Genomic DNA, 21,026 nt, shown 5'->3' with positions numbered 1-21,026 from the left:
GCAAATGGCGCACGTTTCATCTTCCCCGAACGGAATGCCTATGTTAGATTGCAGCGGGCAAGGAACATGGAGGTGCGCACCATGCATGTCTTTCGAAACATGCGTTGTAGTTTGGCATGGATGGCCGTTTTCGCCAACTGTTCGCTGGCGGCTGGTGAGTGGACGACGCTCCTCGACAATGGTCCGTCGGCCAACCGGGTCGATATTGTCGTGCTGGGCGATGGCTACACGGAGTCCGATCTGGCGAACGGTGTTTACGAGCAGCACATCGACTCGTACCTCGATCACATGTTCGCCGCCTCGCTCAACTCCGAGCCCTTCCATCGGTATCGGAAATTCTTCAACGTGCATGCGGTTGAAGTGGTGTCGAACGAATCAGGCGCCGACATTCCTCCGAGCGGCGTCTTTCGGGACACGGCTCTGGATGCCAAGTACTTCGGCGACGGAGTGACCGAACGTCTGTTGACCATCGACAAAAACAAAGCAAACAGTGTCCGCAATGCCGCCCTGGTGGACGCTGAGTTTGCAGCCGAGATGCAGTATGTGGTGGTGAACGACACGAAGTACGGTGGTTCGGGTGGTTCCTACGCAGTCTTTGCTGGTGGGAGTGGCTCCAGTAGCGAGATCGCCTTGCACGAGGTGGCACACTCCTTTAGCAACTTAGCCGACGAGTACACCTACGGGGCGGATCCGTCGCACTACGATGGCCCGGAACCAACGCAGGTGAATGTCACCGCGGATCCTACCGGAGCGAAGTGGGCTCATTGGCTCAATTACAATCAGCCAGGCGTTGGAGTCATCGGAGCTTTTGAAGGCGCCAAGTACCACAAGACCGGCATGTATCGGCCATCGATCGATTCCAAAATGCGAAACCTCAGTCGGCCGTTTAACGCCGTGAGCCGCGAGAAGATTGTGCTGGATATCTACGAACTGGTCGATCCCCTCGACGCCTGGACGGACAACACGATTCCGTTGGTTGATCCCAGTGAGTTGTCGGTTACGTCGGTGGATGAAGAGGTGATTGAGTTCGAGTGGTTCGTGGACAATGCATTGGTTCTATCCGCGGACCAGTCCACATTCGATCCAACGGCATTCGGTTATGGTGCTGGTGAGTACGAAGTCACCCTGAGGGCGTTCGATCCGACTGGTTTCGATCCGGTCGATGGCTGGGTGCGGTTGGAAACGTCGAAGCTCGAGCAGTACGTTACCTGGCAGGTGACAATCAGCGCCGAAGAACCGACGCCGGCATTGCCGGGCGACTACGATGGCGATGGTTTGGTCGACGCCAACGACTACGTTGAGTGGAAGTCGACGTTCGGCGACGTGGTTGAGCCCCGCTCCAGCGCCGATGGCAATGGGGACGGAGTCGTCAACCTGGCCGACTACCACGTTTGGCGAAACCACCTGGGATTGGCGAGAACTCCCTCTACGTCCTCGGCGAGCCAAGTGCCAGAGCCGGCGGGCATCGTAATGGCCGCTATGGTCTTGCCGCTAGTCGTCCCATACCGAGCGAAGCGACTTCGACGCGCGGTACCGGATTCCTTCGTCCACCAGGATCTCCTCCGACACGTCCTCTAGTTCCTTCCGGCGAAAGACCATCGTCTCGCCCTGTCCATCGATGCCAAACTCGAGGAACTCGTCTTCGCTGTCTCGCAGCAACTCGGCCATGTGCTTCAGGCTCTTCACCGGCGTGCCATTGACGTGTTCGATGACTGCAAATGGCTGGTTGGAGTAGCCCTGCGTGATGCGGTGCGGGAACATCCGCGTTGCGATCATCACGAGTTGTTCATCGGGTTCGGCGGGGCGGTCGAACATCCGTAAAACGAGCGGGTTCTGTCGGGCCGCCAGGGCGGTCATGTACAGTGGCCCCAATGCGCGAACCGATTCTTGCGTCGGCGTGGTGAACACCAGTGGCCCATAGATGAAGTACTCCGGGTAGTTGTTCTTCAGCAGCGGTATCAGAAGGTTGCGTGCGTTGCGGACGGGGATTTCGATCTCCTGCGATTCGCCGTCGCGCAGGATGGTTGCTGACACTTTGCCATCCTTGGCCAGCAGCGGTACGTAGTACATGAACCGCAACCGCAGACCGGGGCGGACTTCGACGAATCCCTGATTGTCGAGTTCGTGCGGACCAATATGGGTTAGCACATCGAACTTCTGCAGTGGGGAATCCTCAACATCTGGATTCACGCGAGTGACCACAATGCCCGTCGCCTCCGAAGGCATCTTCAGAAAGTTGCGCAGGGCCGTGTTCTCACCCGACTGGTACTCGTCCAGCAGCAACGGCTTGCCATCGTAGTTGCCGTCTTCGATGTCCTCCAAGAATCGCTTGATCTCTTCGGTGGGAATCAGGTAGCCGATGTTGTCGGCCGACTCAATCTTGCTGAACACCAGGCCGATGATCTGATCGTCCTGAATCGCGGGGCCGCCGCTGTTGCCAGGGTTGAGCGCTGCGTCGACCTGCACTCGCACTCCGGCGCCCGTGAAGTAGTACGACGTGAATTCGATTCGCGAGACGATGCCAGTGGTAACCGACAGATCTTCGCCTCCTGTGGGGTAACCATACACGCTGACGCGCGACTTGGTTTCTGGCAGGCGGTCGGCGAGTTCCAGGCCGGGCAGGCTGGCTAGCGGCGCGGGATCGTCTAGTTCCACGATTGCCAAATCCATCTCGGGCGAGGCGGCCACGACGTGGGCGGGCAGTTGGTCGCCGCCTTCGCGCATCTGCACCAGCACTTGGCTCTCGTGCATGATCACGTGGGCGTTGGTCAGGATGCGACCTCCCGGCAGCACCACCCCCGACCCCGACGACTTTTGCGGGCTCGACTTGGTCCACGGGCGATAGTGGTCGGGGCGGCGGTGCGTGACGTTCAGTTTCACCACATGCGCTTCGATGTCCACCTCGCCGGGGGATTGCTCCGCGGCATCGTCGTCCGGCATGTCCATGGGCGGCGGATCGGTCGGTGCGTCGACCCCGGGCAAATCAATGTCGGGCAGGTCGATTCCAGGTGGCTGAGCCACCGCGACAGCCGACCAACTGACCAATGCCACCACTGTTGCTACTAGCACGATTGCAAACTGTTTCATCGCCACCCCAACCTCAAAATGAAGGAAGTCAATCGGCCCGCCCTGCAATCATCGCACAGGCTTGTCGTTGCTAGCTCGATTGTAGTAGGTGGCAACTCGCGATGCCAGTTGCGCCGGCCGCCTACTGCATTTCCTCAAGTTCAGTATCCGTGAACCGATTTTCTACCGTGTCGCCGACGAAGGTTGCCGTCCGCATCCTGGCCACCTTGGTGGCGGTGGCCGCCCAGGCGGCGCCGGCTTTGTCGGCTCGATAGTTGGCGGCTCCATTCCGCGCGATGCCCATGCGGCCCGCCTCGGCGAAGGCGTCCTGGTTGGCGCCCAGGAACGTGAATTGCCAATTGTAAACGCTTTGCTGATGCTCGATCATCTCCCGCAGTTGCGTGTTGGTGAACTCGCGACTGGAGTTTTCTAGTCCGTCAGTCATGATCACTACCACCACGAGTCCCGGTCGCTGCTCTTCGTCCATCGCGGCCAGTCGCTGGCCGGTTTCGTTAATGGCTCTCCCCACCGCGTCCAATAGCGCGGTCGATCCTCGGGGGAGAAGTTGGTAGGGAGGTACCAGATCGACAGGCACTCCTTGATGCAAGAACTCGTATTCGGTGTCGAACTGCACCAGCGTCAACAGCGCCTCGCCCGGTTGCTTGGCCTGCTCGGCGATGAACGCATTCACGCCCCCTTCGGCGTCCTGCTGCACTTGGTGCATTGAGCCGCTGCGATCAACGACAAGGGTGATGTCCGTAAGGTCATTTCTCATGGCTTTCTCCTTAAGGCGTAAGACCAGACAACCCGCGCGCCGCCCCACCACCGGGGGCACCGAGTGGCGGCATTCTACGACGCCCCGGCTGTCGGGCAAGTTTTGACTGAGTGCTGTCACTCCCACGCTCCGTTCATTTATTCTTCATTTTTGCCGAGGCGGGAGACTATTTTTGACGCTGAGTTTCGAATCGCTAAAATCAAGAGAGTTGATAGGGGACACTCAAGGGGTTGTTGAATATGCCATCTCTCGAACCTGCCAGAGCAATGGTTCGTCCCAGGGTTCGCGCACCCGCGGGGGAAGTCGGACTGCTGGAGGATTTCGTTGCCGAGCATCTCGAAGCCGGCACCAACGGCGTGCTTTGGCTCGTTGGTGGTCCCGGTAGCGGAAAGTCCACCGCGCTGAAGTACCTGGTGCGGCAGTTTCCCGAGTTCGAGTTTCCCGAGGCCGATCATGCCGATGCCGACAAGGTGATTGGTGAGACAAACCTGGCCGTGGCGGCCGTTGCCAGCAAAACGCCAGCCACGTCGGGCGCCTTTCACCTGTTGCCGTGGAGTCGCGACGACCTGGTTGAGTACCTGCTGGCCGCCAACCCAGATGGTTGCAAGCAAGTCATGAAGCAACTTGGCGAGCATGCCAAGCGGGCGTGGAATCCACAGCTGGCGACCATCGTGCTGCAGCGGTTCGAGCGAGATGCTGACCTCACCGACCCCAACGCCGCGCTGCGGATGGAAGTGCGTGACAGGGCAGGGGACGAGCACCAGTATCTCGAGGCCTTGCGGGCGAGTCTTGCCATGCTCTGCCGCCGCGAAAGCTCGCCGTTCGAGGCGTGGCTCAAACCGTTCCAGCGCGAGATGCCCGACGAACTGAAGATACTGCTGCGGCACCGCGATGTGCAGCTCACCCTGGCTGCCGAGTGGATTGTCTCGGCCCCGAACATCCGCCGTCTGAATAATCGCTTGAATCGACCTTTGCCTCGCAAGTTGATCGAGTTGTGTGCCGAGCGGTTCGCGGTCCGCGGGGAGTCGCGCGAGTCGCTGGAGCAACTCGTCGAGTCGGGACGCTACTCGGCCTCCGACGCCATGGCTGCGAGCATCCTGTATTCACTCGATACCACCTGGCGGCCCGACTCCACCCGATCGCGTCGCTGGCGTTTGGTGTCGGGCAGTTTCCCGCGCGCCGAGTGGCACGAGATCGATCTGACCGGGGCCGACCTCACCAAGTGCGATCTTACCTCCGCGAACCTCGCCAGTTCGACGCTCAGCTCAGCGATGCTCGGCTCTACCACGCTCGACCGCGCGAACCTGAACAATACCATGCTCAATCAGGCCTACGCGGCATATGCCAGCCTGGTGGGGGCGTCGCTCGTTGGGGCGAACTGCCAATCGGTCAGCTTCTCGCGAGCGAATCTCGAACAAGCCGACTTCCGCGAAGCGGACCTGACCAGCGCGCTGCTCACCAATACGCGACTCGTCGGAGCCAGCCTTCCCGAAGCCAACCTGTCCGGCGCGCGGCTCGAAGGGGCCAAGCTCGACGGAGTCGACCTGATGGGCGCCGACCTCAGCAATGCGCGACTCGCCCACGCCGACTTGCGTACCGCGGTGCTCGACGGAGTGAACTTCTTCCGCGCCAACCTGCAGCATGCCCAACTCGAAGAGGTTAGCATCGAAGCGGGGCGGTTTTATCAAGCCAATCTGTCGCATGCGCACCTCACCGGTGCCCAAATGCCCGCGGCCGACTTCTGCCAGGCTCGTCTGGTCGACGCTCACCTGGCCGATGTCGACTGGGAAGGGGTCGATTTGCGTCGCGCCGACTTGCGCGGTGCTTCGTTCCACATGGGTTCCTCCCGCAGCGGGCTGGTTGGCAGCCCCACCGCGCTGGAAGGCAGCATGACCGGCTTTTACACCGACGACCGGTCGGAACTCTACTTCCGCCGCCCCGAGCAGATCCGCAAAGCCAACCTCCGCGGCGCCCGCCTCCGCGGCGCGCAAACCGACGGAGTCGACTTCTACCTGGTCGACCTCCGCGACGCCGAACTCGACCCCGCGACCGAAGCCCAAGCCCGGCAAACCGGCGCGATCCTTGAAGACTGGGACGAGGCGTAGCAGAAGTTTCCTCATCCGTATGGTCACCAATCCCTCTCGCCCGCGTTCCTCGTGAACCGCAATGCAGACGGAGTAGTGGGATTGGCCTGGTGAGTTGCGACCCAATGGTTCTTTGATGACCGAACTCGTGATTTCCTTGATATTGGCGGTGGCCATAGTCATCTCGGTGGCAGCGGCATCACTACTCCTAAAACGTCTAAAATATCGCAGTGAGTTGCGTAAGCGAGGCGTTGATATCAATGAAGTGACAGGTTCCCCTGAGACTCAACTGCTCGTAGTCGACTATATATACTCTTGGAATCGAGGGCTCGTCAGCCCGGTTGTCTGGTGGATCCCAAACGCCTCCGTCGAAAAAGTCCAAATTGACGACGGGGACCTGGACCAGGCATTGCTTGTGGACTTACCACCAGCGATGCGCAGCCGTCAGAGTCTGGAGTTGGCGTTTCCAAGTTTTCAGGTCATTGAAAACCTCACGATCCACGAGCCTCCCTCCAGCGGAGTGTGATCACCGATCGCATTATCATCCACGCTACAATGTCCCATCTGTCCGACCTGTCAACGTGCACTTACCTTCCTCGTACTGCCGAGCACATTCTGTCGGTTGGGTGGCTTGCTCGGGACGTACCCTATCTGACGGGACCAACGCCGAGCGAGATCTACAGCCGGCTCGTGGAGTTTGCGAAGGATCCTTGGCAACCATTCGCGTGTTGTGGAATCCACGAATGCGGAATCTGCCAGTTCCAAAGCGAGGCTCGCGGAGTCAAGAACCTCTTCTTCCCGTTTGAGGAGAAGATCTACGTGTGCCCGGAGTTAATCACGCACTACATGAACGCGCACCACTACCGGCCGCCACAAGTGTTTTGCGATGCGGTCATGGCGTGCCCGCCGATGAGATCGATGGAGTACAAGCAGCTCCTGCTTGCATGTAATGGGAGTGTGTTGTGGAAGTGACCAGCGCGCTCTAGAGTCGCAGGCTCGACATTCCCGATCGTTGGGACCGCGGGGCCATCTGCGGCGTAGCGGAAGGACCGCCATAGTTCCGAAAGGATGGGCCATCGTCGCCGAAGGCGGGCGCCGCAGCGGTGCTGCCCGAATCGCCTTCGCGTGTTTTCGACGGCGTGAACTGCAGTCCGAACATGATCCGATGGTCGTCTCCCGTGGCGCCGCTGCCCACTTCGCGCCGTCCGTATTGGTACTCGACGGCCACAGCGCTCGTGGCCGAGAAGTTCCAAATCAGATTGGCAGCCATTTGGTGCAGTGTTTGTGTATCAGTGGCCGCTGGGGCATCACCCTGGACATATCCGATGATGAAATTGGAGAGCAAGTTGTTGTTGAGTTGAGGATCTCCCCAGAACCGCTGGTAGGCGGTGAAGGCACCGAAGTTCGAGAGGGTATTGAGAGTGCCACTAGCAAAATTGGCGGCGTTGGTTCCGTTCCAGATATAGCCACCGGTGCCCTTTCCCCCGCAGACGCCGAAATACACCGCGTCCACAGCCTGTGTCGGCAACTCGAAGCGGCCCATGGTAGCAATGCCCCACCCTGGCTCGAAGTACTCGACGAAGGCGGCATCTTCTACTCCGATGGGACGTGCCACCGCACCCACCTGGAAGCTGGCAAATCCTTGAGTCGATGGTTGATACCGCAATCGAGTGGCAAACGCCGGGTACCGCTGCAGTGTTGCTCCCCCCGCGGGCGATGGCACGTCACTCAGGATGCTTTGGTCCTCCATCGACAGACTCCATTCCAATCGATCGTCTGCACAGGCAAGCTCATCCATCAGGAAGGAGTATCGCACTTGGGGAATGCTCTTCCATTTGTTCACGTCCACATTACCCACAGCGCCGATTGGTCGTGATTCGGGAATGAGAAAGATGGGCAGAGAGGCTGGGTCGCCAAGCAACGGGTCGAACTTGCCCAAAGCGACGGAGTGGGTCACTGTGGGATCGACCAGTCGAACGTACCCCCTGCGAACGTCAAACCCGTTGGTTCCGTCCCCGTTGTAGATCTCCGCGTAAGTTGCCACGAGTCCCACGGCCGTCTCCCGCGATTGCGTGCCAAGCTGGACGCGAACTGGCAGTCCGGTGAGGTTGGCGTCGACGAACTTGAATTGTCCACGATTGTGGGCAGCACTGGTGCCATCGATTGCGATGTTGGCTGGGGAGAATACGTTGGTCCCACCCGCGTATCCCGTGTCGTAGAAGAATCCCAAGGTTCCCTGTATGCCTAGCTGGCCCACGGTGCCGCCAGCGACTGGAACTGCTGTGGCTCCGTAAGTAGCTACGGGAGTGTAGGTCCGAATGGTCTTCGTCCGCAACAGGTCGCTCGATTGCATGTCGCTGGGATCGTTGGGGGTGGGCAACAAATCCAACAGAGTCGCAGCCACGCCAGCGCTATCGCGATAGACCGACAATCTCAAATCGCTGAAGACCATCTCCTGCTGAATGAAGAAGTCCTCTTGAGGATCGGCTTCTGGTCTGGGGATAGCCTCGAAGCGGCCTGACTCATTGAGCATCACTGGCTGCCCAACTGGACCTCGCGGAACCATCGGGGCCAAAAGCTGAGCGCTCCCGATCTTGGCCAGTACGAGCAACGACGTAAGAACTAACGCCCTGGCATAGAACCGCATTGCGACACCCCGCCAAATGATAGGATTCGATCAAGCAAAGGGGGGCTGCCGTTTGCTTCGACCAAACCCCTGGACGCACTTCATCCGAACTGGCGAGTTCTTCCACAAACACCACTGCGTCACGAAAATGTGCGTGGATTCATGTGTTCAAATGAGCTGGCTGTTGCAGGCAATGCCTGCAATCACGCTAGGGGCCTTGATATGGTAAGTAATCATGCCGGTGGAACATTGTGTAGAATGACCAGGCACCGGGGAGACTCCATCACCTTGCAGGACATTTCTACTGTGTCATCAGATGAGCTTAAAAGACGCATCCTCTGCCGAAGGTTCGCGGATCTGCGAAGTCGTGGAGTGCCAATCCCCGCTGATTTGGCGAACCACTTTATCGACTGTCCAATGTGCGGGGGACGAGGACAGGTAGGCTGGGGCCACATGGAAGGCGGCGTCCCAGTGGAGGTCGACGATCGATGTCCGCAATGCGATGGCGACGGTTTTGTTTTTAAGGACGAATCCTAGCGAACATTGACGCCGACGGGTGCACCCACCGAAGGTGTGTTGATGGTGGGTAAACCTGCCGGTGGGACATTGTGCGAAATGGCCACGGCCCGGCAGAATTACCCACCCTATGAGTTTTACTTCGGCTGCGGCCTGCGCTTCTTCTGTCCCGACTTCCACTTGGGCTTACGGTTGTACTCGCCCGGTTTGCGCTTGGGACGGCGGGGGCGCTGGCCTGTCGTGGCCGTTTGCTCACCGGTGTTGCCTCCCTCCGAGGCGCCGCGGCTGGAATTGCCTTGGCCCTCGCTGGGCGTGGCTATGCGATTGCCGTATTGATCGCGTTTCCCTCCCGGCTTGCTGCTTCGCTCACCCGGCTTGCCGTTCTTCTCACCGGGCTTAAATTTGCGGCGGCGGTTCTTGGGGTTGAACTTCTTGCGTTTCGGGCCGCGACGGGGCGAGTCGTCTTTTATCTCTCGGCGTGGCGGCTCGGGCAGGTCGCTCGATGGGTCGACTTCGATGCGGAAGTTCATCAATCGCTCGATCGCTCGCAGTAGCTTGCGTTCGTCGTTGCTGCAGAACGAAATCGCGGTGCCCTCGGCGCCCGCCCGGGCGGTGCGGCCGATGCGGTGCACATAGGTCTCAGGCGTTTCCGGCAGGTCGTAGTTCACGATGTGCGAGACGTCGCGGATGTCGAGGCCTCGCGCGGCGATGTCGGTGGCCACCAGGATCGGCGGGTTCTGGCTCTTGAACTGCTCGAGCGTCCGCGTGCGGGCGCCTTGGCTCTTGTTGCCGTGAATGGCGGCAGCCTTCAAGCCGTCGCGGTTCAAGCGTTTGACGATCTTATCCGCGCCGTGCTTGGTGCGGCTGAACACGAGCGTCCGCTTCCGCGGCGTGTCCTGCAGAAACTGGACGAGCCGTTCGGGCTTCTTCTTTTTGTCGACCATGTGCACGCTTTGCGCGATTCGCTCGGCGGGCGTGGCGACTGGTGCGACTTGGATGTTTTCCGGTTCGGTGAGCCACTCTTCGGCCAACTTGCGAATCGCCGGAGGCATCGTGGCGGAGAACATCAGCGTTTGCCGCTGCTCGGGCACTTTGGCGACGATTCGCTTCAGGTCGGGCAGGAAGCCCATGTCGAGCATCTGATCGGCTTCGTCGAGCACCAGGATGTCAACCTTCGACAGATCGATGTGCCCTTGGCCCATCAGGTCCAGCAACCGACCTGGCGTGGCGACCAGCACGTCGACGCCGTGACGAAGCGTGCGCACCTGCGGCACCTGCGACACGCCGCCGAACACTAGCGCGTGGCGGAGCGGAGTGTGCTTGCCGTATCGTTTGAGGCTATCGCCGATCTGGGCGGATAGTTCACGCGTGGGCGCGAGCACCAGCGCGCGGAGTGTGCGTGGCCGCGGATTGGAGCCCTTAGGGCCTTTGCGGCGCTGGTTTTTCGGTCGCGGGCCGGTTGGTTTGGGTGGTAGTTTTTGCAGCAGCAGGTCGAGCATCGGCAGCGTAAACGCGGCCGTCTTGCCGGTGCCGGTCTGTGCGCAGCCGACCAGGTCGCTGCCGGAAAGGATGAGCGGAATCGCCTGCGCCTGGATAGGCGTGGCGTACTCATACCCGAGCGACTCGGTGGCGCGGAGGAAGGGCTCGGCCAGGCCGAGTTCGGAGAACTTGGTGTTCGCAGTATCCAATTCAATTCTTTCGTAGCTGTTGCGCGGGGACCTTGGTCTACACGACCAGCGTGGTCCGTTCGCGCGGAGTGGGCCCTCGGTTCAAGAGAGCTTTGCCGTATTGCACGCCTCGTGGGTCACGGGCTTCGTGACATTACTTCCCAGGGGGAAACTTGGGGCCAGGCGCACACGCACCAAGGCCGGAGGCGGTAAGGGGCAAGAGAATCATTCGCGGTCGAGAGGGCGCGAACCAAATTCGCCGAGCGGGGGGCGAAGACCTGGAAGGCGGGGTATCGAGCTTGAGTGAACAGACCGGAGAGCGGGCTCAGCCGGAAAGTCTCACACCTTGGTAAGTGGACAAGTATACCACGATGCGACGCCGCGGCAAGGCCGCCGAGCGTTCGCGCCGGCATTTGCGAGGATTTGGCGATTATGCCGCACGGGACTGCTTGGGTGGCGGGGTCGGCGTGGGGAGCGGCAGTGTGATCACCTGGTCGCCCGTTTTGTCGCTGACGACGGGCATCCGTACGAAACTGGGCTCGGCTCCGATTTCCGCATGAGCTTCGCGATCGAGCTGATCCATCGCGGCTTGGATGGTCTCGACGTAGTGCGGCAAGTCGTTGGTGTGCAGGTCGCGAGGAACATGGATCGGCGCGCCAGCGATTAGCACGATGGTGGAAAACGGCTTGGGAATGATCAAATCCGACCAACTTCCCTTCCACCGCCAGCAACTCGTACAGGCGAAGCCAGCGGGCACAACGGCCCGTCCGGTGCGCGAAGCGAGGTAGGCAATGCCGGGGCTCATTACCCGGTTGGGACCGCGCGGGCCATCGGGCGTGATAACCAAGTGCCGCGAGGCGACTGTTTCCATCAACTCACGCACCGCGCCGGTGCGGATGCGACTGGTCGAGCCACGCACGGCCGGAATGTTCCGCCAGCGAAGCACGCCAGCGACGAACGATCCGTCTTTGTGCTGACTGGTCAGCGCGGTGGTGCACCAATGATGACCGCCGAACACGGGCAGGACCATCGAGTCGTGCCATACTGAGTAAAGGTAGCGCTTCTTGCAGTTGCGGTTGTAGGGGCTGGTATTCTCGTCTCCCGGCGTGAGGAGGCGAATTCTCAGCGTTTTAAACAGCAGCCACACCAGCGCGGCGAAGGTGAAGGTGGCAATCGAATTCAGGCGTTTGCTGCGAATTTTCAGAGGGGTACTCGAACGTAAGAGGAGCGTGCGGGATAGGGACCGCGGAGAGTACGCGTTTGGCGGGATGCTTGCAAGGCAGATTCTGCTAGCAGTGCGGTCGCGACCTCAGGAGCCGCGTCCAATTGCTGTTCGGCCGAGAGGTGGTTTTCTGTATAGTCCGCGGCCCCCTTGGTCCGAAGGAAATTACCATGTCGCTCAATCCGCTCACGCCAGTGACCGATTACCAATCGATGCTCAACCGCATCTTCTGGTTTACGTCGGGCGCTGCGCTGGTGGCGGTGTGGTTGCTGCGCACGCACATCGAACCCGTCGGTGGACTGCTCGAGACGATCGACTTCACTCTCGAACTTGATGGCGAACGCATCCTGCCCGTGCCCGGCGGCTACCTGGTGCCGGCGTTGGCAATCGGGCTGGTGTCGCGGATTTTTCGCATCCATAGCGTGGTGGCCGAGTGGCTGGGCATTCGCGAGCGGTTCGAGATCGACGTGATCATCCACGAGCTGGCGTACCGCACCGGTGTGTCGCTCGACGACGTGCCGGACGAGCATTTGGTCCGCCGGCGATACCATATTATGCGGCACGGATTCTATCAGTTCGTCAGTGGCCGCCGGCCCCAGATCGACGAACTGCTGATCGAGCGGGCGCTCGACACCTGGAGCTGGTTCTGGATCGTGCTCGAAGCGGCCGTGGTGCTGGTGCTCACGGGCTTCGTGCTCATTGCATGCGGCGTGGAGCAAACCGGCGTGACCGTGGTGCTGGCAGCCCTGGCCTTGGCTGCCGCCGGGCTGCCGACCATCCGCACCCAGTGCCGCCGCTACGCAGTGGCCCAAGTGCGCGCAATTGTCGACGATCCTGAGCGTGCACGACTGGTGCGAGAGGCGTTCGAAGAGGTAATCGAGCAGCCCACCATCCGCCGCGCGGCGTGATTGGCGAATTTTCGAAAATCTTGCCAAGTTCTTCCAACACTCGCTTACGATGTGCGAATAACCCTCCGGGCGGCGCGTGCCGCCTGTTTCTATTCGCTAACTGGGAGGACATCGCTATGGGTATGGGGCAGTATGTGATTCGGCGGGCAGCTCGCCGAGTGTTGGTGGTCGCGGTGGTGACGAGCATGGGCGCTTATTCGGCCTGGGCACAAACCGAAGCACCGGCCCGCGGAGCTCGATTGCCATCGGACGTTGGCGACCTGCCGCCCGCCACGGTGGAGTTGGACCTCGGTCCCGGTCTGATCCGCCAGTTCTTCAGCATGGGCGACGCTGCGGCAGCCGGATTTCTCGACGGTCTGTCGACCTCGCCCGACGCGGCTTCGAGCGAGAATTTGAAATTCGTCGCCAACCAGCTAACCTCGGCTCGCGAATTGGGCGACATCGCCAGCGAAGTGGTGCAGGAAGTTCACATCCGCGTGTGGAACGAGGAGATCGACGCCGTGGAAGCGGCTGCTCAGTTGATCGAGCGTTATGACGAGACGCTACCCAGCACTGGTTGGGAGCCAACCCTACGCGCCCGTCAGAACGGCGAACTGGTGCGCATCTACACTCTCCGCGAAGGGGAGTCGATCACCGGCGTGTGTGTTGTGGCCGGCAAGCGGAGCGAACTGGTCGTGCTGAACGTCGTAGGCAACCTCTCTCCGGAGAACATCCAACGCTTTACCAGCGCAGCAACGAAGATTGGCGTGAAGTTGGGACTCGATAAAGAGCTGAACAAGGCCATCGAGCAGATGCGGATGGAAATCGAGCGCAAGCACGCCCATTAGTGTTAGAGCGATGCACGCAACGCCGGTCCCGGGGTGCCTTGAGCGCTTCGTGGCCGGCGTTTTTCTTTGCTGAGCTACCCACCAGCGAGTGCGGCGGGTAAAACTGACAGTGTTGTCCAGTTTGACCCGCTTGCGGAGGTTGCGAAGTATGCGTGCAGTAATCGTCTTGGTGATGGTGCTCGGTTTGGGAACGGCTCGTGGCGAAGATTGGCCGCAGTGGCGAGGTCCCAGCGGGCAAAACCACGCGGCCGCCGGCGCAACCGCGCCCGACACTTGGAGCGACAGCCAAAACTTGGCGTGGAACATACCCATCCCGGGTCGGGGGCATTCGTCGCCCACTGTGTTTGGCAATCGCATTTACTTGACGACCTGCGACGAAGGGGCCGAGACGCAAATGCTGTTGGTGCTCGACCGCCAGTCGGGCAAGCTGCTCAAGCAGACGGTCGCCCACCAGGGCAAACTGCCGCCGCGCATCCACCGCAACAACACCCACGCCAGCCCCACGGCCGCTTGCGATGGCCAGCACGTCTACGCGCTGTTCAACAACGACTTAGCGTGCTGGGTCACCAAGTTCGACCTGGACGGGGAGATCGTCTGGCAGAAGAACGTCGCGCCGTTCGATCCCCAGCAGTTCCGCTTCGGCTTTGGCTCGTCGCCCATTTTGGTCGACGGGCTGTTGGTGCTTTCCACCGAATTCGACGGCCGGGGTAGCGGCGTCTACGCCATCGATTGCCAGACCGGCGAGCAGGTTTGGCACGCCCCGCGGCCGGAGAGCCTGTCGTACTCCACTCCCATTCCGGCGATGCTCGATGGCACGAAGCAGCTAGTGATGAGTGGTAACAAGATGGTTGCAGGGTACGATCCCAAGACCGGCCGCGAGCTTTGGAGCTCAGCGGGCACCACCAACGCTACTTGTGGCACGATGGTGTGGGACGCCGACCGCGGCTTGGCGTTTGCTAGCGGCGGGTATCCCGGTACGTTCGCGCTAGCGGTTCGGGGTAATGGCGACATCGTCTGGGATAAGCGGCAACCGCGATGCTACGAGCAGTCGATGCTGCTCGTGGACGGCTACTTGTATGCCCTGGCCGACAACGGCATCGCCCACTGCGTGCGCGGCGAGGACGGCGAGTCGAAGTGGCGGGAGCGACTGGCCGGGCCGGTGAGTTCTTCGCCCATTTATGTCGATGGGAAGGTGTACGTCACCAACGAGGAAGCGACGACCTTCGTGTTCCGCACCACGCCCCAGGAGTTTACATTGGTCGCGGAGAACAAGCTGGGCGACGAGTGCTTTGCCACCCCAACGCCGCTCGACGGCCGACTGTACCACCGCTACGCGGTTCGCAAGGATGGCGGGCGGCAGGAATTCCTGGCGGCGATCGGCGATTGACCCTCCGGAGGAATTTCTCCCTTTTTCGGGAATAGTGCGAAGGCGATGAGGCGAATGGGTGGAATAGGACGCTTTTCTTTTCTGCCCGTTCGGGACCTAGTTACGCCAATTGCCTTCTCGATTAAGGAGAGAATCCTATGGCAATCACGCTCACGGCCACAGCCGCCGCGCCCAACTCCTCCACCACTTTGAAGCCTACTCCGCTCAAGTCGGCTAGTTCCGCGATTAGCAAGCTGGGCTTCACCAGCATCGACACCACGCCGGAGTTCGCTCGGTTTGGCGAGTGGGGCGAGCAGATCTCCGTCGTGCGCGACGGCGCGATTCACTCCCTGGCGTACCAGTTGGCTACCCACCCGCGGCGCAAAGAGCTATCGCGCGACGAGCTGTGGCGCACTTGCGCCGAAGAGAATCGTGGGCTGTTCCTTCACTATCAAATCGCGCGACTCGACGAGCCTTCCTTCTTCCTGCCGCGCGGCGAGGTGGTGTTCAAGGTCATTCAGAACCCCATTCAACTGCCGGACAATCCTCCGCAGGGCGTGATGATGCGTCACCTGGAAGCAATGATGGCGCACCCGCTGGCGAAGTTCTTTCTGCTCGAGCCCGTGTTCACCAGTGAACCGTACTACCGACTTTACACGCCAGAGGATTTGCGAACCGAGGCGGCAGGTGATCGCCGCGCTTGCGAGCAAATCGCCTGGCAGTTTGGTTGGGCACACCGCGCTGGGAAGTGGACCGCCGATCGCGGACGCGACCTGACCGGCATGGCGATGCGCGGCGCGGCCTGGGCCATTGAGCTCTTGGCCACCGAGCTTCTCCCCTCGCGAAGAATCCGGCCGCTGCACGCCGACGAACTGGCCGCCCTGCTGGCCGACGACACGTTGACCGAACTGGCCCGCCGTGCCGACGGGCATGGCTTGGATCAAGACGCCAAGCGGCTGCGTCGGGCGATCGACGAGCTACGCTGGCGGACCAGCATCGACCCGGTGCTCTGCTTCGAGCTGGAAGAAAAGCCCGGCCAGTTGTGGTTCGAGGCCCACTGGTACACCGGCATGGACGGCCGCCGCTACGTTCACTACTGAGCTTGCCAGGCGAAACTCGCCAGATTTATCCACAATCACTCCTTGGGTTGCACTCCACCCAGGACCCTGCCAGGCCGCAAGCGGGCAACCGCCCCTTGCGGCCTGGCCTGTTTTCGCAGCACCAGTGCGTGGGAGCGGTAGTTGAAAGGGGGGTATGCGCTGCACTATTCTATGGGTGGCGGCTCGCTAATCTTGGCACCTTCTACGGCCCCCACATTGAACTTGGAGATACAACGATGATGCGCACCCTTTTTCCCCTGATTCTGCTCTTGGCCTGCTTCCCCCAGACGGCGAGTGCTCAAATAACGACTCAAGATTTCGATAAGATCATGCTCTACACACTGAAGAATAGTAACGGAAATACTATCAAGGTGACCAACTACGGCGCCATCATCACCTCGATCATCGTGCCCGACCGCGACGGCGAAATGGGCGACATCGCCCTGGGATACGACAGCGTCGAGGAGTACATCAACGCGGTCGACAAGCCTTACTTCGGCTCGGTGGTCGGCCGCTACGGCAACCGCATCGCCGAGGGCAAGTTTACCGTCGATGGCCAGGAGTACGAGCTGGCCGTGAACAATGGCGCCAATCACCTACATGGCGGCGTCGTGGGCTTCGACAAGGTGGTGTGGGACGCCAAGCCGGTGGGCGACAACTCGCTGGAGCTGACCTACCTGGCCAAGGACATGGAGGAGGGCTACCCCGGCAACCTGCAGTGCAAGGTGACCTACACGCTGACCGACGACAACGAACTGGTGGTTCATTACGAGGCAACCACCGACAAGACCACGCCGGTGAATCTCACCCAGCACACCTATTTTAACCTCAAGGGCGAAGGCAACGGCACCATCCTCGACCACGAGTTGATGCTCAACGCCAAGCAGTTCACGCCGGTCGACGAAGGTTTGATTCCCACCGGCAAGCTGGTAAACGTGGCCGGCACGCCGTTCGACTTCACTAAGGCTAAGCCCATCGGTCGCGACGTCGAAAAGGCCGACGAGCAACTCAACTTCGGCGGCGGCTACGACCACAACTGGGTGCTCGACAAGGAAGGCAAAGAGGGCCAGATGACGCTCGCCGCGCGGCTTAGCGAACCCTCGACCGGCCGCGTAGTGGAAGTGCTGACCACGGAGCCCGGCATTCAATTCTATTGTGGCAACTTCCTGGATGGTCGCCTGAAGGGCAAATCGGGGCGGACCTACGTGTACCGCGGCGGATTGTGCCTCGAAACGCAGCACTATCCGGATAGCCCCAACCAGCCAAACTTCCCCAGCACGCTGCTCGAGCCTGGCGACAAATACGATACGACTACCGTCTTCCGATTCTCGACGGAGTGAATCGTTAGCGACGGCGCATTCCATACCTTTGGCTTTTAGCCCGGAGAAGAACCAACATGGCGGCTTACACCGTTCCCAGTCCAAGGCAAACCACCAAGCTGCCTGCCGGGCAGGTCTATCTGATGGCCAATGGCGACTTGCGACTCAGCGCCAATCAGAATTGCTGGGCCGCGCAGAACGCCATGGAACAGGACATCGAGAAGGCGGTCGCCACGGCCGGATGGACCGTCGTTCGCTCGCATCCCTACAAGGAAGATGAGAAGCACGGCTTTGTCTCCTCGCAGGCCGAAGGTATGGAAGTGTTCCGCCGCTTGGACCCCAACGCGCCGCTCATCGTGGCCGAAGCGGTCTGGCAGTACTCGCATCACTTGTTGCACGGCCTGATCACGCATCAGGGGCCAATCCTCACGTTGGCCAACTGGTCGGGCACGTGGCCGGGGCTGGTGGGCATGCTCAACCTCAATGGATCGCTCACCAAGGCGGGCGTTGAGTACAGCACGCTGTGGGCCGACGACTTTGCCGATCCGAAGTTCCAGGAACAGCTTTCCACGTGGCTCAAGACCGGCAAGGTCGAGCATCCGCTCGACCACGTCCACCCGCTTTCTTCGGTCTCCGTCGGCAGCGACGAGGCTGCGCTTGGCAAGGCCTTGGCCGAACAGCTGCAGCACGACAAAGCCATCATGGGCGTGTTCGACGAAGGGTGCATGGGCATGTTCAACGCCATCATCCCCGATCATTTGCTCAACCCCACTGGCGTGTACAAGGAGCGGCTCAGCCAGTCGGCCTTGTACTACGAGAGCACGCAGGTTTCCGACGACGAGGCCCTGGCGGTGCGCAAGCGGATGGAAGAGATGGGGCTGAAGTTCGAGACCGGCCCGACCCACGAGACCGATCTGACCGACCAGCAGATCTTGATGCAGTGCAAGATGTACATCGCCGCGGTTCGCATCGCCGACGATTTTGGTTGCAGCCTGATCGGCATTCAGTATCAACAAGGCCTGAAGGACGTGATGCCGGCCAGCGATCTGGTCGAGGGCACCCTGAACGACACCAATCGCCCGCCGGTCAAGAGCCGCGACGGCGGCCGCGTGCTGTACGAAGGCGAGCCACTGCCGCACTTCAACGAAGTGGACGAGTGTGCTGGCCTGGATGGGCTGATGACTTATCGCGTTCATAAGGCGATGGGGCAGCCGGTAGAAAACACGCTGCACGACCTGCGGTGGGGCGACTGGGATCGATCGGGCACCACCGACGAGTACGTGTGGGTGTTTGAAATCTCCGGCAGCGTGCCCCCCACGCACCTCACTGGCGGTTGGGCCGGCGCGACCAGCGTCCGTCAGCCCGCCATGTACTTCCCCGCCGGCGGCGGCACCATCAAAGGCATCTCGCACCCAGGCGAGGTCGTGTGGTCGCGCATCTATATCGAGGACGACAAGCTCAAAATGGATGTCGGCCGCGCAGGCGTGGTGGAACTGCCGATCGAAGAGACCGAGCGTCGCTGGCAGGACACCACACCGCAGTGGCCCATCATGCACGCAGTAACTTACGGCGTCTCGCGCGACCAGATGATGGCCCGGCACAAGGCCAACCACATCCAGGTGGCCTACGCCAACAGCGCCGAAGAAGCCGATAAAGCGATGCTCGCCAAAGCGGCCATGGCCGAAGCCCTCGGCATGGAAGTCGCCGTGTGCGGCACCCGCAAAGGCGGGGCGGCCTGGTAAGGCGCTCCGGCAATCGACCAACTTATCCCAATTCAAGCAGTAGAGGTGGAATCCATGGCGGATCAGTTTGCCATTGGCGTTGACTATGGAACCAACAGTGTCCGCGCCTTGGTGGTCAACGTGGCGACCGGCGAGGAAATTGCTACGCACGTGTTCGAGTATCCCAGCGGCGAAGCAGGCATCCTGCTCGACGCTCGCGACCCAAACCTCGCCCGCCAGAACCCGGCCGACTACATCCAGGGTTTTCTGGTTTCGGTCAAGTCGGCAGTGGCCGATGCGGCTAGCGTGCCGGGGTTCTCTGCGGATGCGGTGGTGGGCATTGGTGTTGATACTACCGGCTCGACGCCCATTCCCGTGAACGCCGATGGCGTGGCGCTCGGTACGTTGCCGGAGTTCAAAGACAACCTGGCCGCCGGGGCGTGGCTGTGGAAGGACCACACGTCGCACGCCGAAGCGATGGAGATCACCGAGCTGGCCCGCCAGCGCGGCGAGCCCTATCTGGCGAAGTGTGGCGGCACCTACAGCTCCGAGTGGTACTGGTCGAAGATGCTGCACTGCGTTCGCACCGCTCCGGAAGTGGCCGCGGCCACCGCCAGTTGGGTGGAATGCGCCGACTACGTGCCCGCGTACATCACCGGCAACACCGACCCTAAGACGCTCGCCCGCAGCATCTGTGCGGCGGGGCACAAGGCGATGTACAACGAGGCTTGGGGCGGGCTGCCGAGCGAGGACTTCCTGAAAGCGCTTGATCCCAAGCTGGTCGAATGGCGGTACACCACCAAGGCCGTGGCGTCGAACCACAAGGCGGGCGACCTGACCGACGAAGTCGCGCAGCAGGTTGGCCTGCCCGCGGGCATTCCCGTTTCGGTCGGTGCGTTCGACGCGCACATGGGCGCGGTTGGCGCCGGTGCGCAGGACGGAGTGCTGGTGAAGATCATGGGCACCAGCACATGCGATTGTTTGCCGTCGCCGATGGATCGCGAGATGGCCGACATCCCCGGCATGTGCGGCATCGTGCCCGAGTCGATCGTGCCCGGCATGTACGGCCTCGAAGCGGGCCAGTCGGCCGTGGGCGATATCTTCAACTGGTTCGTCAAACACCTCTCGCCCGCTGCGTATGGCAACGATGGTGCCGCCCACGAAAAGCTGACCTCAGAAGCCTCAAAACTCAAGCCGGGCGAGTCGGGCCTGGTGGCGCTCGACTGGAACAACGGCAATCGCACCATTTTGGTCGATCCGCTGCTCACGGGACTCTTGGTCGGTCAAACGTTGCATACCACAGCCCCCGAGATTTACCGCGCGTTGGTCGAAGCCACCGCGTTCGGCGCGCTCACCATCATCCTGCGCGCCGAAGAGTATGGCGTGAAGGTCGAGCAGGTCGTCAACTGCGGCGGCATCGCCGAGAAGAACGCCATGGTGATGCAGATCTACGCCGACGTGTGCAACCGCCCAATGAAGATCAGCCGCTCCGCGCAAACCTGTGCGTTGGGCGCGGCGGTCTTTGGCTCGGTGACCGGCGGCGTGTACGGAACGGTCGAAGAGGCCCAGGCCAAGATGACCGGCGTCAAAGCGACCGTCTACACGCCGATCCCCGAGAACGCAGCCGTGTACGCGGACCTCTACAAGGTCTACCGTACCCTGCACGACGCGTTTGGCACCACCGACTTTAGCGGTTCGCTCTCCGGCGTGATGAAGGACTTGATCCGCATCCGCAACGAGGTTCGCAAGGGCGAGTAGTACTTCGGTTCAACGACCAGAGAGATGACATCATGCTTCTGCACTGTCGGCGTGCTTGTGTTGCTTTTACT

At 61.0% G+C, this 21,026-nt stretch carries 16 protein-coding genes; 11 read left to right on the top strand and 5 right to left on the bottom strand.

The annotated features are described in order from the left end of the window. The first annotated feature begins 81 nt into the window (after positions 1 to 81). Positions 82 to 1,578, top strand: a complete 1,497-nt coding sequence (locus ACQK2L_RS23540) for a M64 family metallopeptidase (protein ID WP_425399495.1) — start codon at positions 82 to 84, stop codon at positions 1,576 to 1,578. On the opposite strand, the gene ACQK2L_RS23535 is transcribed toward ACQK2L_RS23540, so the two are convergent. Both ACQK2L_RS23535 and ACQK2L_RS23530 read right to left on the bottom strand, forming a co-directional pair. After that, complete coding sequence (locus ACQK2L_RS23535) at positions 1,492 to 3,087, bottom strand: trypsin-like peptidase domain-containing protein (protein WP_425399494.1); 1,596 nt, start codon at positions 3,085 to 3,087, stop codon at positions 1,492 to 1,494. The genes ACQK2L_RS23540 and ACQK2L_RS23535 overlap by 87 nt on opposite strands. Before the next feature lie 121 nt (positions 3,088 to 3,208). After that, complete coding sequence (locus tag ACQK2L_RS23530) at positions 3,209 to 3,841, bottom strand: vWA domain-containing protein (RefSeq protein WP_425399493.1); 633 nt, start codon at positions 3,839 to 3,841, stop codon at positions 3,209 to 3,211. A 239-nt stretch (positions 3,842 to 4,080) separates the two neighbouring features. On the opposite strand from ACQK2L_RS23530, the gene ACQK2L_RS23525 reads away from it, so the two are divergent. The 3 genes from ACQK2L_RS23525 to ACQK2L_RS23515 all read left to right on the top strand — a co-directional run bounded on the left by ACQK2L_RS23525 (position 4,081) and on the right by ACQK2L_RS23515 (position 6,897). Continuing rightward, a complete protein-coding gene (locus ACQK2L_RS23525) occupies positions 4,081 to 5,946 on the top strand; it encodes a pentapeptide repeat-containing protein (RefSeq protein ID WP_425399492.1) in 1,866 nt (621 codons plus the stop codon). Positions 5,947 to 6,061: 115 nt separating this feature from the next. Beyond that, on the top strand, positions 6,062 to 6,451 hold the full coding sequence (locus tag ACQK2L_RS23520) for a hypothetical protein (protein ID WP_425399491.1): 390 nt from the start codon (positions 6,062 to 6,064) through the stop codon (positions 6,449 to 6,451). Positions 6,452 to 6,480: 29 nt separating this feature from the next. Continuing rightward, positions 6,481 to 6,897, top strand: coding sequence for a hypothetical protein (locus tag ACQK2L_RS23515; RefSeq protein WP_425399490.1), 417 nt, complete (start codon positions 6,481 to 6,483; stop codon positions 6,895 to 6,897). A gap of 10 nt (positions 6,898 to 6,907) precedes the next feature. Here ACQK2L_RS23515 and ACQK2L_RS23510 read toward each other — a convergent pair whose 3' ends face one another. From ACQK2L_RS23510 to ACQK2L_RS23500, 3 genes are all read right to left on the bottom strand, one after another. Further along, positions 6,908 to 8,458, bottom strand: coding sequence for a hypothetical protein (locus tag ACQK2L_RS23510; RefSeq protein ID WP_425399489.1), 1,551 nt, complete (start codon positions 8,456 to 8,458; stop codon positions 6,908 to 6,910). Positions 8,459 to 9,204: 746 nt separating this feature from the next. Further along, positions 9,205 to 10,755 (bottom strand): DEAD/DEAH box helicase, encoded by a 1,551-nt coding sequence (locus tag ACQK2L_RS23505; RefSeq protein WP_425399488.1) that lies wholly within the window; start codon positions 10,753 to 10,755, stop codon positions 9,205 to 9,207. Positions 10,756 to 11,164: 409 nt separating this feature from the next. Next, on the bottom strand, positions 11,165 to 11,764 hold the full coding sequence (locus ACQK2L_RS23500) for a lysophospholipid acyltransferase family protein (RefSeq protein WP_425399487.1): 600 nt from the start codon (positions 11,762 to 11,764) through the stop codon (positions 11,165 to 11,167). 362 nt (positions 11,765 to 12,126) lie between these two features. On the opposite strand from ACQK2L_RS23500, the gene ACQK2L_RS23495 reads away from it, so the two are divergent. From ACQK2L_RS23495 to ACQK2L_RS23465, 7 genes are all read left to right on the top strand, one after another. Further along, entirely contained in the window at positions 12,127 to 12,864 is a 738-nt protein-coding gene (locus ACQK2L_RS23495) for a hypothetical protein (RefSeq protein ID WP_425399486.1), read from the top strand. 116 nt (positions 12,865 to 12,980) lie between these two features. Beyond that, a complete protein-coding gene (locus ACQK2L_RS23490; RefSeq protein ID WP_425399485.1) occupies positions 12,981 to 13,691 on the top strand; it encodes a DUF4252 domain-containing protein in 711 nt (236 codons plus the stop codon). A gap of 148 nt (positions 13,692 to 13,839) precedes the next feature. Beyond that, on the top strand, positions 13,840 to 15,078 hold the full coding sequence (locus tag ACQK2L_RS23485; protein ID WP_425399484.1) for a PQQ-binding-like beta-propeller repeat protein: 1,239 nt from the start codon (positions 13,840 to 13,842) through the stop codon (positions 15,076 to 15,078). A 137-nt stretch (positions 15,079 to 15,215) separates the two neighbouring features. After that, positions 15,216 to 16,157 carry a hypothetical protein gene (locus ACQK2L_RS23480; protein ID WP_425399483.1) on the top strand — a complete coding sequence of 314 codons (942 nt, stop codon included), beginning with the start codon at positions 15,216 to 15,218 and terminating at the stop codon, positions 16,155 to 16,157. Positions 16,158 to 16,393: 236 nt separating this feature from the next. Continuing rightward, positions 16,394 to 17,497 (top strand): aldose epimerase family protein, encoded by a 1,104-nt coding sequence (locus ACQK2L_RS23475; protein WP_425399482.1) that lies wholly within the window; start codon positions 16,394 to 16,396, stop codon positions 17,495 to 17,497. A gap of 56 nt (positions 17,498 to 17,553) precedes the next feature. Beyond that, complete coding sequence (locus ACQK2L_RS23470) at positions 17,554 to 19,218, top strand: fucose isomerase (RefSeq protein ID WP_425399481.1); 1,665 nt, start codon at positions 17,554 to 17,556, stop codon at positions 19,216 to 19,218. Positions 19,219 to 19,272: 54 nt separating this feature from the next. After that, positions 19,273 to 20,955, top strand: a complete 1,683-nt coding sequence (locus ACQK2L_RS23465; protein WP_425399480.1) for a ribulokinase — start codon at positions 19,273 to 19,275, stop codon at positions 20,953 to 20,955. The last annotated feature ends 71 nt before the right edge of the window (positions 20,956 to 21,026 follow it).

It is taken from the genome of Aeoliella sp. (genome assembly GCF_965227375.1).
Classification (GTDB): domain Bacteria; phylum Planctomycetota; class Planctomycetia; order Pirellulales; family Lacipirellulaceae; genus Aeoliella.
The sequence above is the reverse complement of the archived record's forward strand: the minus strand, read 5'-3'. Positions and strand labels throughout refer to the sequence as shown.